This is a genomic window from Herbaspirillum sp. C7C2 (genome assembly GCF_022627865.1).
GTDB lineage: Bacteria > Pseudomonadota > Gammaproteobacteria > Burkholderiales > Burkholderiaceae_D > Herbaspirillum > Herbaspirillum frisingense.
Map to the genome: position 1 here is coordinate 141,746 of NZ_JABXGI010000009.1, position 13,103 is coordinate 154,848.

The following is a 13,103-nucleotide window of genomic DNA, read 5'->3' on the forward strand; positions in this document are numbered from 1 at the left end:
GAAATGCATCAATCAAGTGAGGGTTGTTATCAGGGATAGCGACTCGGCAAAGTCCCCGCTACGCGCGCGCGCCGCCTACGCTTGCGGCATGTTAGAAATTCCAGAAGACATCAAGGACAACATCGACCAGGCGGCCGAGCCTCGGCACGTTGCGCGCCGGCTCTACTTCGAGGGCTGGCGCATCTCGTCGATTGCGCGCCATCTAAAGATCAAGCGATCTACCGTCAATAGCTGGAAGCACCGCGATGAATGGGAAAAGGTCTCGCGCCTGGAGCGCGTAGAGATTGCCCTTGAAGCGCGCATAGTGCAACTGATCGCCAAGGAAGTAAAGGGCAATGGCGAGTACAAGGAACTCGACGCGTTGATGCGTCAGCTTGTGCAGGCGGCGCGCGTGCGCCGCTATGAGCAGCCGGGTGGGAACGAAACCGACCTCAATCCCAAGATCGCCAATCGCAATGCCGGACCGAAGAAAAGGCCGGTGCGCAACGAGTTCAGCGAAGAGGCGCAGCAGCGTATCGTCGAGGCGTTCAATGATTCGCTCTTCGACTACCAAAAGGTCTGGTATCGAAACGGCAGCGAGCGTACGCGCATCATCCTGAAATCGCGCCAGATCGGCGCGACTTGGTACTTCGCGCGCGAGGCGCTGATTGATGCGATCCAGACTGGGCGCAATCAGATTTTTCTGTCGGCCTCGAAGTCGCAGGCGCACGTCTTCAAGCAATACATCATCCAGTTTGCGAAGGACGCGTGCGGCGTGGAGCTGTCGGGCGATCCTATCGTGCTGCCGAACGGCGCGCACCTGTATTTCCTCGGCACGAACGCACGAACCGCCCAGGGCTATCACGGCAACTTCTATTTCGATGAATTCTTCTGGACGCACAATTTCACCGAGCTGAATAAGGTCGCGTCCGGCATGGCCTTGCACAAGAAGTGGCGTAAAACCTACTTCTCGACGCCCTCGGCCACGACGCACCAGGCCTATCCGTTCTGGACCGGTGAGGCATTCAACAAGCGCCGCGCCAAGGGCGAAAAGGTCAACATCGATGTGAGCCACAAGCGGCTGTCCTCGGGTTTTACGGGCGAGGACAAAATCTGGCGTCAGATCGTCACGATCATGGACGCGGCGGCCGGTGGCTGCGACCTGTTCGACATCGATGAGCTGCGCGACTTCGAATACTCGCCGGACCAGTTCGACAACCTCTTGATGTGTAACTTCATCGACGATTCTGCGTCGGTGTTCCCCCTGGCCGACCTGCAGCGCGGCATGGTCGATTCGTGGGTGGATTGGGACGACTACAAGCCCTTCACGGCACGCCCCTTTGGCCATCGGCCTGTGTGGATTGGCTATGACCCTTCGCTGACGGGCGACAGCGCCGGTTGCTCGGTGATTGCCCCGCCGCTGGTCCCTGGCGGCAATTTCCGCATCCTTGAGCGACAGCAATGGCGGGGCAAAGACTTTGCCGAGCAAGCCGCGCTCATCAAGGAAATGTGCGGCCGCTACAACGTGCAGTACATCGGTATCGACACTACCGGCATGGGCGTGGGCGTCTACCCGCTGGTGAAACAGTTCTTCCCAGGTGCCACCGCGATCAGCTACTCGCCCGAAGTCAAAACACGGATGGTGCTCAAGGCACAAAACGTCATCCGCAGCGGCCGCCTGCAGTTCGATGCGGGATGGACTGACATTGCGCAGTCTTTCATGGCTATTCGCAAGATCCTCACGCCCAGTGGCCGCGCCGTCACCTATGACGCGGGCCGCTCGGAAGAAACCGGCCACGCTGACTTGGCCTGGTCGGTCATGCACGCCCTCGACTACGAGCCCTTCGAAGGCACCACCGCTAACAACACATCATCTATGGAGTTCTTCTGATGAAACTCAGAGCACGCCGCAGCGCGGCTGCATCCAACAACACGTTGCCGGCCAAGGTCGAGGCACCGGGGCCAGCCGTTGAGGCGTTTTCTTTCGGCGATCCGTCGCCCGTACTGGAAGGCCGCGACATGCTGGCCGATGTCGAGTGCTACCGCAATGGCGATTGGTACGAGCCGCCCTTGAGCATGGTCGGCCTCGCCAAATCCTTGAATGCCAGCGTTCACCACGCTAGTGCGATCTGGTGCAAGGTCAATATCCTGGCCTCGACTTTCCAGCCGTCCGCCTTCTTGTCGCGGGGCGACTTCACGCGCCTGGCGCTGGACTTTCTGCTGTTCGGCAACTGCTATGCCGAGCGGCGCGAGAGCATGACGGGAAAGCTCTTGAACCTCAAGCCGGCATTGGCCAAATACACGCGCGTCGGCGTGGAGCCAGGCCGCTACTTCTTCGTCAACGGGTGGCGCGATACCTACGAATTCGAGCGCGACGGCATCTGGCACCTGCAAGCCCCCGACATCAACCAAGAGGTGTACGGAGTGCCGCAGTACGTGAGCGCGCTACAGTCGGCCTGGCTCAATGAGTCGGCTACGCTCTTTCGTCGCCGCTACTACCTCAACGGCTCGCATGCCGGCTTCATCCTCTACATGACCGACACGGCCAGCAACGTCAACGACGTGGACAAGCTGCGCGAGGCGATGCGCAACAGCAAAGGGCCGGGCAACTTCCGCAATCTGTTTGTGTATGCACCAGGCGGCAAGAAAGATGGCTTGCAGATCCTGCCGGTCTCCGAGATCGCCGCCAAGGACGAATTTTTCAACATCAAGAACTGCACACGCGACGACGTGCTGGCCGCGCATCGCGTGCCGCCGCAGTTACTTGGGACCATGCCCAACAACACCGGCGGATTCGGCGATGTGACGAAGGCGGCCGCCGTCTTCGGCTGCAACGAGATTGAGCCGTTGCAGGCGCAGTTTCTTTCCTTGAACGAGTGGGCCGGCCAAGACGTGGTCCGCTTTCGTCCCTATCAACTTCCTACCAATGAAAGCAAATAGCCATGAGCGATCAAGCCGACAACGCAGACAGCAGAATCTTTCGAACTATCGCCGCCGGCCTAGCCGCTGTCCGCCGTGCGCCGGCGCTGCGAGCGGATTGCCGTTGCCATTTTTGCAAGGAGGAGATCGAGTCGGTATCGCTATTTTGCAATTCCGATTGCCGCGACGATTACGAGCGGCTCAAGCAGGCAATACGCAGAAATGGCAAGTCATAAGTTTCCCGAATTTTGGGAATCAATGCTTAGAAATATGTCTATGTCTACGAATTGACGCGCCTTTCGGCGATGTTTTCGTGACGTTAATTCTCATTTTGAGAGAATTTGTGTATGTGATCCCGGCCTGATAAGTCCATAATGAATTTAGCCAATAGCGCCTTTTATGGGCGTATAGCTAAGAGTGGAGGAATGACATCATGCAGAGGAGACAACGTAGTCTACTGATCGTTGAGGACGAGCCAGATGTGCGCAGCATTTTTGCGGAGACTTTCTCAGAGCGAGGCTACCGTGTATTGGAAGCATCAAATGGAGCCGAAGCATATGCCATGATGCAGTGTCCCGCCGCGCCGGTGGATGTCGTGCTGACCGACCTACGCATGCCCATAATGGACGGACTGGAATTTGCACGCAAAGTCAAAAGTGATTCGCAGCTCTCGGCTGTTCCTATCGTTTTACTCAGTGCGACGCCAATGACAAACTCTTGGCAAGCTCGGCAAATTTTTGATGCGCTATTAGTGAAACCATGTCCCCTACAGCTTCTGGTTTCAACTCTGGAAGCCGTGCAAGCCAGTCAAAACGGAGATCCAGTTCCATACGAGCCTCTTGCAAGCTAATCATGAGCACGCGCGTCAGTGAGGCTCTTGATTTTCAGATGCGCTGTCCAAATGGCCATACTGCGCAAGCTGTTGAAGTCTGCATAAACGTTGGCGGTGTCCCGGATAATCTCGACGTCTTCTCCTTTGCGCAGTTCAAGGGCCATTCGCCAACCACCATCGATCTCGTATCCGATGATGGTGATATCGAATCCCCTATAGGCGAAGCCAAAGGTTAGCGATGTTCCCATTGATTTCCTAATTCACGCTATTGATGAGCCACGCGGCTCTTGTATGGGAAGCCGGCGCACCAATTTTCATTGTTGTTATATGCGCAGCCGAAATTCAAGCTGAAGAAAAGCTTTATACCGAGCTGAGCCATTATGCCTAATGTTGAGTTCCGCCGCTGCTTTTAAAAAATCTTTCCCGGGATGTGCCCAGCAGCGGCGTTCCTGCCTGCACACATAGCCAGGCCTGTGCGAACTCAACCACCCCGCGCTCGGTCTGCCGCCGTTCTATCCCCTTGATGACCATGCGTGATGCCTTGATGGCATCGACCTGGACATCGACCAGCTCCATGATGACCTCGCCGTTTTCCTGCTGCAGCCTGGCGGCCTTCATCAGCCGACGCCGGTCACCGTCCTCGAATACCCCCAAGCGCAGCTCACCGATGTGGCGCGCCTCGTCGCCCAGCAGCTCCCGAGCAATTTCCATGCCATTGCGGCGCATCTGATAGATGGTCACTTGCATGCTCACCTCACGCGCGGCAGCGCCGCCCAATCGGTTGTGTAATGCGGGGTCACGTGCTCGAAGCGTGCCGCCCAGCGATGGGGGCCGGCGGCACTGGCCAGGCGCACCGTGTCGCGGCCGAAGCGCTTGTTGATGCTGTCGAAAGCGGCCATCAGGGGCGCCGACGATATCTCCGACACGCCGCTGCCGAAGAGCGTGCCTTGGCGCGCCTGGCCTTGGGCCAAGTCCATGAGCATGATGCCGGCTTTCTTGTAGAGGAATTCCGGCCGGTAGATTCGGCGCAGAGCCCACATCGCAGCCTTGACGATCACACGCAGGTCATCGGTCGGTTCGGGTAACGGCACGGTGCGGCCGTTGTTGTATTGCGGCTCGTCCAGCTTGAAGCGATCGGTTTCTACGAAGACATGCACGGCGCCACAGGTGGAGCCCTGCGCGCGCAGCTTCTCGGCAGCGCGGGCGGCGTAGGTGCTCACCGATTCCTCGATCTCGCGCAGGCCGGACACGCGCTCGCCATAGGAGCGCGATGAGACGATCTGCTGGCGCGGCGCTGCCGCGTCCTCCAAGGCGAGGCAGGAGACGCCGCGCAGCTCGGCGCAGGTGCGCTCCATCACCACGCCGAATTGCTGGCGGATGGCCTTCATGGGCGCATTGCGTAGCTCCTGCGCAGTGCGGATGCGCACGCGCGCGAGCTGCTCGGTGATGCGTCGGCCCACGCCCCAGACATCGCCCACTTCAATCTTCGCCAGCAACTGGTCGACCTCGGCCGGCGGCAGGCTGGACAGGTCGCACACGCCGGCGAACTGCGGCTGCTTCTTCGCGATGTGGTTGGCCAGCTTGGCCAGCGTCTTGGTGGCACCGATGCCGACGCAGACGGGCACACCGACCCAGCTCAGGACCTGGTGGCGGATGGCCTGGCCCATGTCGCTCATGCTCGTCCAGAGGCCGGCCAGGCCGTCCAGGGCGAGGAAGCTCTCATCGATGGAGTAGACCTCCAGGCGCGGGCTGTACTGGCGCAGCACGTCGGTGACGCGGTTGCTCATGTCCGCATAGAGGGTGTAGTTGGAAGACAGGGCCACGATGCCGTGCTGGCGGGCCAGGTCCTGCATCATGAACCACGGCGCGGCCATCTTGATGCCCAGCGCCTTGGCCTCGTTGGAGCGCGCCACGGCGCAGCCGTCGTTGTTGGACAGCACCACCACGGGCCGCGCGCGCAGCTTGGGATCGAAGACCCGCTCGCAGGAGACGTAGAAATTATTGACGTCGACCAGGGCGAAACCGTCCGGGCCGAGCGGCTGGGTGCTCACAGCATCTTCCTGGCCACGCCCACCACCACGCCGAAGACCTCCAGCACCTCGCCATCGCCGAAGTGGATCGGGCGGAAATCCGGGTTCTCGGGGTGGAGCTCGTAGGCGCCGTTGACCAGGCGTAGGCGTTTGATGGTGAATTCACCATTGACGATGGCAACCACGATGTGGCCAGGCTGGGGCGAAATGGAACGGTCCACCACCACCTTGTCGCCCTCGACGATGTGCGCGCCGCTCATGCTCCAGCCGGCCACATCGAAGAGGAAGGTGCAGGCGACGCGATCTACGAGGTATTGATTCAGGTCCAGCGGATCGGCGGTGTAGTCGGCGGCCGGGCTTGGGAAGCCGGCATGTAGCTTGTGCGTGATATGCAGGGCCAGCGGCCCACCGGCGAACTGGATGGCCGGCACGGGCCTGACGGGGCACCATGGCGGGATCGGCGCGGGATAGGTGAGGCGTGACATATTGACAACTAGGAAGGGTGATTTTTCAATAATACTGTATATACGCACAGTATAAATCACTTTCTCGGCCCTGCGCGCGCGGTTGCCCCCACCCCGCGCCTGCCCGCTACATAGGTCGGTTTTGACTCAAATCTGCATCATGCGCCAAAGCCCGTCACACCTTGCTTGACGCTCCTTTTGTCAAACCTCAAATCTGACGCAGTTTGACGCATACGACAGGCATTTTTAATTTGATAGCTCCTTCGCCTAGGTGAGCCAAGAGAATTCACCCATCACGTATAATCGCGCGATAAAATTCCCTTGGAATTTGTTGCCAAACAGATAATTAACTATATGCCTACAGCAGTTTCACTTTTCTCCGGATGCGGCGGATCGGATGCCGGAGTCTTGGCCGCCGGCTTCGACGTTTTGATGGCCAACGATGTGTTGCCGTATGCTCGAGATGTATATGTGGCCAATCACCCGGACACAGAATATGTTCTAGGTGATGTATCAAATATTCGAACCTTTCCGCAAGCTGACTTGCTTGTCGGTTGCTACCCTTGCCAAGGTTTTAGCCAAGGTGGCGTGCGTAATCCAGACCGAAAAATTAATACGTTATATAAAGAGTTCGCGCGTGCACTTAAACAAGTAAAGCCTAAGGCCTTCATTGTCGAAAATGTTTCCGGGATGGTGCGTGCCAACTTCCGGCATTTGTTAGAAGACCAGATAGCGTTGTTTTCTGAGGCCGGATATAACGTCGAAGTGCAGGTGCTAAACGCTGCACACTATGGCGTGGCGCAAGAACGCCGTCGCATCTTTTTGGTGGGAATTCGAAAGAAATTTAGAAGAAACTATGAATTTCCAACGGCGCAGTATGGGATCGGAGATACGCCATTTGTTTCGATCCAAGATGTAATTGGCGACATGGACGACTGGCCTGAAGGCGAGTTTTATGATCGAGAATTTCATTGGTATTACATGTCACGAGATCGGCGTCGCGATTGGGATCAGCCGTCTAAGACTATCGTCGCTAATCCGAGGCATATGCCGCTTCACCCCATGAGCCCCGCCATGATCAAACGTGAGCACAACGTATGGGAGTTCGAGGACGATTCACCAGCTCGTCGCTTTTCATATCGAGAAGCAGCACGTATTCAAGGTTTCCACGAGGGGTTCGTATTTCCGGATACCCCTGCTGGAAACCTGAATATGCGATACACGGTAGTGGGCAATGCTGTGCCGCCGCCTCTGTTCGAGGCAGTTGCACGAAATTTGCCTGCCCATATTTGGTGATTTCACATTATCTGCAACTGCGAGGCCGTTTCAACAACGTCGCGGATCGGCATTTGTTCAGCGATGTTGTATCGTCTCGCCAATGAGATCATTCTCAAGCGGTCGATGATGATTGCCTCGCCAAAATCGCCCTTGTATGCCCAGTCGCCGTCAGACCATCGCAAATCAAGCGGCATGAAATAGTAAGTCGCCCAGTTGTGATGAACATTGATTTTCGAACGCAGCATAACCGGCGAAGCCGCGATGTGTTTTGTTCTCCACTGCTCACGAGAGCAACCACACTGAGCTAGGGCAGATGGAATTGCCCCTCGAATGGGGTCGTCAAGATCGTCCCAACTGACAATATCTATCCCACCGTCGCCGTGATCTTGTGGAGCATAGTCTCGCTCTTGAATGGTAGCCGTACCCCTCAAATCCCGGGCGATCAAAAGTAGTTTCTGATAGAGGCTCCCTTGATAGCGTGCCGCTGCTCCGCCGGCGGCCCATGCGGGATAGATCTTTGAACCAGGCGGCATCAGCTTCTGGAAAATTTCCAAGCTACATTCTTCAAATAGCCTTCCGATCATCTGGACATTGCCGCCTTGCCTTACGACGTACGCCATGCTGGAACATATAAGCAAGGTCAAATAAAGTTTTTCTTCCCCATTTAGAGCTCGGTCTGTTAGTTCAAGTGTGTCCTCGTCATGCCCCACAATAGTAAAGGGATAAGCCGCTCCGAATATATGAGCACGATTGTTGATGAACTCCTTTACCTCACGCCAAATAGCATTCGCGTCAACCAGAGGCTGACCGATTGCTGCGACTTGCTGAGCTAAAGCTGCCAACTCGCCACGCGAGAAGCATTTATCCGGGTGTGCCAATGCTCGAAGTTCAATGTAGTCAGCCCAAACGAAGACATCTCGAGTGTCCGGCAGTACGTCGAAGCGATGCAGCATAAATTTTTAACTCCCCCACAGAGCTTAAAGTTGTTATTGCTTTTTCTTGTCTTGAGCGCTCAGGACACTGCTTAGCTGTTCCAAAATTCTATTGGCCATCAATGCTATTTCTTCCGCAGCTAATTTGTGTTCGATCTTGGGTTCGCTGGAAAGCAGCATGTCCCAGACAATCTTCAGCTTAGAATCTGCCTTTTGCAGCGCTGCCGAAAGTGCTAGTTGTGGTCCATCGGTATAAAGGTAGGCATCGTCCAGGTCGCCTGATTTCACCAGAACGCGCAAACTATCCGGGGAATTCACTACTGCAGCAAGTTGCTTGAGGCGCCTCGTTTCCCTCAGTACCGTTTTGCCCCCAGGCAGCGGCACAAACATCCAGTGGAAAAGCGACTCCAAGTTATCGTAGTCTAGGTTTGCCGCGTCAATATCAGTACGCCCCTCAAGCTTGAGCCATTCTGCAATGTTGCTGTAGCTGAGTGCCGTAGTGATGTAGGAAAAGTCGATCGCGTCTGGATTGAGATTATTTTTCTTGAAAAATTTCTCATCAATTGCGCGTTCGAAAAGTGTAAGCCCGGTAAGCAACTGGGCTACAACATCGGAGCGGCTACCAATTTCTTTTGAAAGAATTCTCAGTTGTTCCGCCGGTTCCTTGTCGGCATAGAACGTGTCTCGCAGCTCGACGAGATACCTTGCTTTTGAAAGAGCATCCCATTCTTTGATGCCGGTGATGTGTCGATAACCGAGGTAGCGCAAAACATCTGCGCGCTGAGGATAGACGATGCAAGGCAGCTCTATTGGCTGGTAAATAGCATCCGCGCGCAACAGCGCCACCGAGCGGGACTTGCGCGGAGGCGGGGCCAATTCGCCGTTTAATAACTTTACTGCGGCTAATCGTCGATTACCTTCGACAACAATATATTTGCCGTTTTCATCCGGGGCGACCAAAAGAGGTTCTCCAGGAAAGTAACCCTGGTGCCCGATGGAATTCATCAGATTTTGTACGCCTTCGTCATCAAGCATTTCCTCAATAACCGTAGAGTCGGATGTTCCGTCCTCCAGTCGGTAGAAACGCGGATTTTGTGGATCAAAGCGCAGTTGCCCAGAATCAATGAGGGCAATTTGGGGCTGGTCCGCAGGGGCGGCAGTCTTCTTTTTTGGCATTAGGGCTCCAAACTACAGCGTAGCGGGGCTAGGAGATAGGGCTCGTAAGCTCTGTGATCGGGTATTTTGAGCAAGAATGTTACAACACTGAGCCCAATAGCGCGAATTTCGCCGGCGAGCTTGACTGTTTGAGCTCGAAATATTCAGGTGAAGAACCGAAATCTGCTTTGCCCGGCACCCTGTCATCGCACGCCGCGCCTGACTAATAGTGGGTTATTTGACGGAGACCGTTCCAATGGAATCAAGCACTTGCAGCTGCCTATCAATGGCCTCAATAACCCAGCCGAACCGCACTAATCTGCTGATTTTTATAGACTTTCAGCCACCAGCGAGGCTATTTCGTAATCAGTAGGTCGACGGTTCGATTCCGCCCATCAGCACCAATGAAATCAAGGGGTTAGCGTTTCTTAGCTAGCCCCTTTTGCTTTCTGGGTAGCATCCTGGGTAGCATTCCGGAGCCCTCTACACCGCCAAGCCCGCCCTCCCCCCTCCCTTCGGCCACATGAAACAAGATGAAACATCGAGGCCTGGTCTACCCCATTGAAACGCAGCCGCCGAATGTCGTAATATCCTTCCTACAGAGGGATACCCAGGCCCGATGACTGAAAGCTGCATCTGTACCGTCCCTCATTGATACGGTCAGTTCCTTTGCCTCCAATAAAGCACGAGGCCGAGGCTCGATAAAAGCATTAACTGGTTGCTCGAGCCGGCAGCACCCTACCCAGTTCAGAGTTGGTTCGCATCTTGTCTCATGGCATCGGCCTGACAAGCGTCGCGTAGCCAGGTCATCAAATTTGTGCTTTGACTTGAGAGCTCAACCGAGATGGCTTCGTCACGCCCATACGCTGCGAAGTAGTCCGGTCGAGATTGCTACCCTATTAGACAGATTCGACGCTATGAACCATTCTGTAACCGTATCTACCGCTGCCCCCTCCAATCCTGACCGTTTCGGCCTGCCGCACAGACTTATTGTTCGGAAGCAAATCCTGTCCATACTGAATGTCTCTCGCACGACCCTGTGGCGAATCATGGCAAATGACACGACATTCCCACAGCCGGTCACCCTGAACACGACGAAATCTCAATGGATTTTGTCGGAGGTCCTCGCATGGGCTGAAGGCACGCGTACGACCCGAGCCAACTGAGCTATCAACCCGATCTGTTGCCAGCCGTTCGAAAGTATCGAATGGCTGTGCCACAGCTCGCCCAAAGAGACCACATCCTATGCGGGATCCAAAAGAAAACGAGGCTACCGAGCAAATGAAACGTACTAAGAAGACCGAGCTAGTCAGCGCAGCGACCGATGTGACCACACCAGCACTCGACCGCAATACAGAACTGCAGACAATGGAGGACGCCTGCGTCCCTCAGGCGGCAACTCACCACCACAGCCTTATACCGCTTCAGCTGCTGAAGTGCAGAACCCTGCGCACTTGCTGCTCACGTGAAGCGGCGTGCTCCAACCATAATGTCCTTACCGCTGCGGCCAAACAGCTTGGCAGATATGCGGGTATCCAAGACTTCACAACATCGAAGGGCTTGGCGACGCTCGGCTCGGCTATTGCAGCTGCAGATACTACTCGACCGCCTTCGTGCGAGGAAATCCGAGAGAACGGCGCGACCACTTGCCCATCAGGCGGTTGTCCGCTGCCGCGTGGCAGCATCGCAGAATCACCAGAAGATCTTCTGCAGTGGAACTGCGCACACAAGGATATCGGCGACGTCATCCTCGCTCGATCGGTCGTTGCCAGCGAGTTTGGCAGCGGCTTACTTGTCGCACCTGGAGATAAGATGTATGCCCCTCACGAGGGTGCATACCAGCCTATTGATACCAGGAAGATCCAGAATCTGATCATCAAGCACCTGGGTGCCGACGCCACTATCACGAGGGCTGATGCTATCCGCAAGATGATCCTGGCCATCGAACTTACAGATGCTGAAGTGCAGCCGAGCCCGAACCACATCTGCTTCGCCAATGGCACGCTGGACGTCACCACCGGACGACTGGGTGAACACGACATCAGCAACAATCTGTTCAACCGCATTCCGCACAGCTACGTTTCGGGTAGCCAATGCCCCAACTTCATGGCCTTCCTGGATAGCATCTGGCAAGGCGACAGTGACGTGCTGCAAAAACGACAGTTCATCCAGCAGTGGATGGGCGGCCTCTTGCTCGCCGACAGCAGCCAGCAGTGCATGCTGATACTGAAAGGGGAAGGATCTAACGGCAAGTCTGTATTGATGGACATCGCACGCCATATGGTTGGCGAGGCAAACACAACCAGCGCTATGCTGCACAGGTTGAAGCATCCAGATGTCCGTGCCACACTGGATAAGAAGCTCCTGAACCAGTCCCCGGACTTACCGAAGCTACGTCATGTATCGGATGGTGAGTTCAAGGCAATCATCGGCGGCGACTCGATTGAAGCGTCGGCGAAATACAAGCCATCCTCGCATTTCAAGCCCTACGTCAGGTTGATGGTAGCGACGAACAACATGCCTCATAGCAGCGACACCACCGAAGGCTACTTCCGTCGGTTGGTAGTGTTGACGTTTAACCGTCATTTTTCCGAGCAGGAGCGAGATCCCCAGTTGCTCACGAAGCTCAAGGATGAAATGCCTGGCATTGTTGCCTGGGCGGTTGCCGGAGCACGGGCACTGCGAGCACTAGGCAGATTTTCGATTCCGCCATCATCTGCTCAGGAAATTCAAGCATATCGTGCGGAGATATCACCAGCCAGGAGCTTTGCCGAGGAATGCCTTGTGCCATCGCAAGGTCCCAGTAGCATCAAGGCTCAAGAACTGTTCTCGGCATACAGCACCTGGTGCAGATCACACGGATTCTCGCCAGGCAATTCGGTTTCGCTTGGTAGGGAGCTTAGCAGCCTGGGCTTCCGCTCAAGGAAGGTCAGCTCAACCGTCTGGATGGTCAGCCCCAGCGATGCAGGGCGACAGTACTTCCCGGCCAATATCCCGCCCCTAGCAACGGCACATCGCCACCCGGCTCAGCTGATGTAATCTCTGAACGCCTCCCCGCCCTCAAAAGTGGGGAGCTACAGAACCGACTGGGATGGCTCGATAGGGTATGCCGGCTGCCAGTAGGGAAGATAGGGAAGATGTCTGCGCAAAACCGTCTAGCCTCCCCCTTACGGTCAGAACGTCGCATCTGAAATTCCACACATACAGTTCGCCATACACCATAGCTGTGAGAGGAGTACGACCGTAGGGAAGATAGGGAAGATAGTTGCGAAAACTTCCGCAGATCTGCCATCGCAGATCCTGACATCTTATTGGGAGAAGCCTTTCGGAGCGGGTCGCCTACACCACTGCGATCGCAGCCATGAAAATTTTTTAATTTTCCGATCGCACTCCAAAACCGAAGTTAACATACTGATAGGGTAAGCCAGAAAACACCCTGTTGAATTGCATCGAAAACTGACCCACTTAAGCCAGAAATTTGCATCCTAAGTTGACCCATGTTTAGACCACAATC

Annotated in this window: 13 protein-coding genes; 8 read left to right on the plus strand and 5 right to left on the minus strand. The window is 55.7% G+C overall.

Features of this window, described 5'->3' with window-relative positions; translation table 11 throughout:
- Nucleotides 1-88: 88 nt before the first annotated feature.
- The 5 genes from HWE04_RS14315 to HWE04_RS14335 all read left to right on the plus strand — a co-directional run bounded on the left by HWE04_RS14315 (nucleotide 89) and on the right by HWE04_RS14335 (nucleotide 3,966).
- Nucleotides 89-1,870, plus strand: a complete 1,782-nt coding sequence (locus HWE04_RS14315) for a terminase ATPase subunit family protein (protein ID WP_241812795.1) — start codon at nucleotides 89-91, stop codon at nucleotides 1,868-1,870.
- Nucleotides 1,870-2,919 (plus strand): phage portal protein, encoded by a 1,050-nt coding sequence (locus tag HWE04_RS14320; RefSeq protein ID WP_241812796.1) that lies wholly within the window; start codon nucleotides 1,870-1,872, stop codon nucleotides 2,917-2,919. Before HWE04_RS14315 ends, HWE04_RS14320 begins: the two co-directional genes overlap by 1 nt.
- 2 nt (nucleotides 2,920-2,921) lie before the next feature.
- On the plus strand, nucleotides 2,922-3,134 hold the full coding sequence (locus tag HWE04_RS14325; protein WP_241812797.1) for a hypothetical protein: 213 nt from the start codon (nucleotides 2,922-2,924) through the stop codon (nucleotides 3,132-3,134).
- 197 nt (nucleotides 3,135-3,331) lie between these two features.
- Nucleotides 3,332-3,748, plus strand: coding sequence for a response regulator (locus tag HWE04_RS14330; RefSeq protein ID WP_241812798.1), 417 nt, complete (start codon nucleotides 3,332-3,334; stop codon nucleotides 3,746-3,748).
- 2 nt (nucleotides 3,749-3,750) lie between these two features.
- Nucleotides 3,751-3,966 (plus strand): hypothetical protein, encoded by a 216-nt coding sequence (locus HWE04_RS14335; protein WP_241812799.1) that lies wholly within the window; start codon nucleotides 3,751-3,753, stop codon nucleotides 3,964-3,966.
- Between the two features lie 148 nt (nucleotides 3,967-4,114).
- Here HWE04_RS14335 and HWE04_RS14340 read toward each other — a convergent pair whose 3' ends face one another.
- Genes HWE04_RS14340 through HWE04_RS14350 form a run of 3 tightly spaced genes read right to left on the minus strand, consistent with a single transcriptional unit; the run spans nucleotide 4,115 to nucleotide 6,245 of the window.
- Entirely contained in the window at nucleotides 4,115-4,477 is a 363-nt protein-coding gene (locus tag HWE04_RS14340) for a hypothetical protein (protein WP_241812800.1), read from the minus strand.
- 2 nt (nucleotides 4,478-4,479) lie between these two features.
- A complete protein-coding gene (locus HWE04_RS14345) occupies nucleotides 4,480-5,781 on the minus strand; it encodes a Y-family DNA polymerase (RefSeq protein ID WP_241812801.1) in 1,302 nt (433 codons plus the stop codon).
- The gene (locus tag HWE04_RS14350) at nucleotides 5,778-6,245 is read right to left on the minus strand and encodes a LexA family protein (RefSeq protein WP_241812802.1); all 468 of its coding nucleotides are present in this window, start codon (nucleotides 6,243-6,245) and stop codon (nucleotides 5,778-5,780) included. Before HWE04_RS14350 ends, HWE04_RS14345 begins: the two co-directional genes overlap by 4 nt.
- A 300-nt stretch (nucleotides 6,246-6,545) precedes the next feature.
- Here HWE04_RS14350 and HWE04_RS14355 point away from each other — a divergent pair, with 300 nt between their 5' ends.
- Nucleotides 6,546-7,520, plus strand: coding sequence for a DNA cytosine methyltransferase (locus HWE04_RS14355; protein WP_241812803.1), 975 nt, complete (start codon nucleotides 6,546-6,548; stop codon nucleotides 7,518-7,520).
- A gap of 2 nt (nucleotides 7,521-7,522) precedes the next feature.
- Here HWE04_RS14355 and HWE04_RS14360 read toward each other — a convergent pair whose 3' ends face one another.
- Nucleotides 7,523-8,455, minus strand: coding sequence for a hypothetical protein (locus tag HWE04_RS14360; RefSeq protein ID WP_241812804.1), 933 nt, complete (start codon nucleotides 8,453-8,455; stop codon nucleotides 7,523-7,525).
- 33 nt (nucleotides 8,456-8,488) lie between these two features.
- Nucleotides 8,489-9,610 (minus strand): ParB N-terminal domain-containing protein, encoded by a 1,122-nt coding sequence (locus HWE04_RS14365; protein WP_241812805.1) that lies wholly within the window; start codon nucleotides 9,608-9,610, stop codon nucleotides 8,489-8,491.
- A gap of 896 nt (nucleotides 9,611-10,506) precedes the next feature.
- Between HWE04_RS14365 and HWE04_RS24610 the strand changes: the two genes are divergently transcribed.
- The gene (locus HWE04_RS24610) at nucleotides 10,507-10,755 is read left to right on the plus strand and encodes a helix-turn-helix transcriptional regulator (RefSeq protein WP_446719231.1); all 249 of its coding nucleotides are present in this window, start codon (nucleotides 10,507-10,509) and stop codon (nucleotides 10,753-10,755) included.
- Nucleotides 10,756-10,870: 115 nt separating this feature from the next.
- Complete coding sequence (locus HWE04_RS14370) at nucleotides 10,871-12,628, plus strand: DNA primase family protein (protein WP_241812806.1); 1,758 nt, start codon at nucleotides 10,871-10,873, stop codon at nucleotides 12,626-12,628.
- Nucleotides 12,629-13,103: the final 475 nt, after the last annotated feature.

Coding starts and splice junctions, on each gene's coding strand:
- HWE04_RS14315 (WP_241812795.1), top strand. CDS start 89: ATGTTAGAAATTCCAGAAGACATCAAGGACAACATCGACCAGGCGGCC.
- HWE04_RS14320 (WP_241812796.1), top strand. CDS start 1,870: ATGAAACTCAGAGCACGCCGCAGCGCGGCTGCATCCAACAACACGTTG.
- HWE04_RS14325 (WP_241812797.1), top strand. CDS start 2,922: ATGAGCGATCAAGCCGACAACGCAGACAGCAGAATCTTTCGAACTATC.
- HWE04_RS14330 (WP_241812798.1), top strand. CDS start 3,332: ATGCAGAGGAGACAACGTAGTCTACTGATCGTTGAGGACGAGCCAGAT.
- HWE04_RS14335 (WP_241812799.1), top strand. CDS start 3,751: ATGAGCACGCGCGTCAGTGAGGCTCTTGATTTTCAGATGCGCTGTCCA.
- HWE04_RS14340 (WP_241812800.1), bottom strand. CDS start 4,477: ATGCAAGTGACCATCTATCAGATGCGCCGCAATGGCATGGAAATTGCT.
- HWE04_RS14350 (WP_241812802.1), bottom strand. CDS start 6,245: ATGTCACGCCTCACCTATCCCGCGCCGATCCCGCCATGGTGCCCCGTC.
- HWE04_RS14360 (WP_241812804.1), bottom strand. CDS start 8,455: ATGCTGCATCGCTTCGACGTACTGCCGGACACTCGAGATGTCTTCGTT.
- HWE04_RS14365 (WP_241812805.1), bottom strand. CDS start 9,610: ATGCCAAAAAAGAAGACTGCCGCCCCTGCGGACCAGCCCCAAATTGCC.
- HWE04_RS24610 (WP_446719231.1), top strand. CDS start 10,507: ATGAACCATTCTGTAACCGTATCTACCGCTGCCCCCTCCAATCCTGAC.
- HWE04_RS14370 (WP_241812806.1), top strand. CDS start 10,871: ATGAAACGTACTAAGAAGACCGAGCTAGTCAGCGCAGCGACCGATGTG.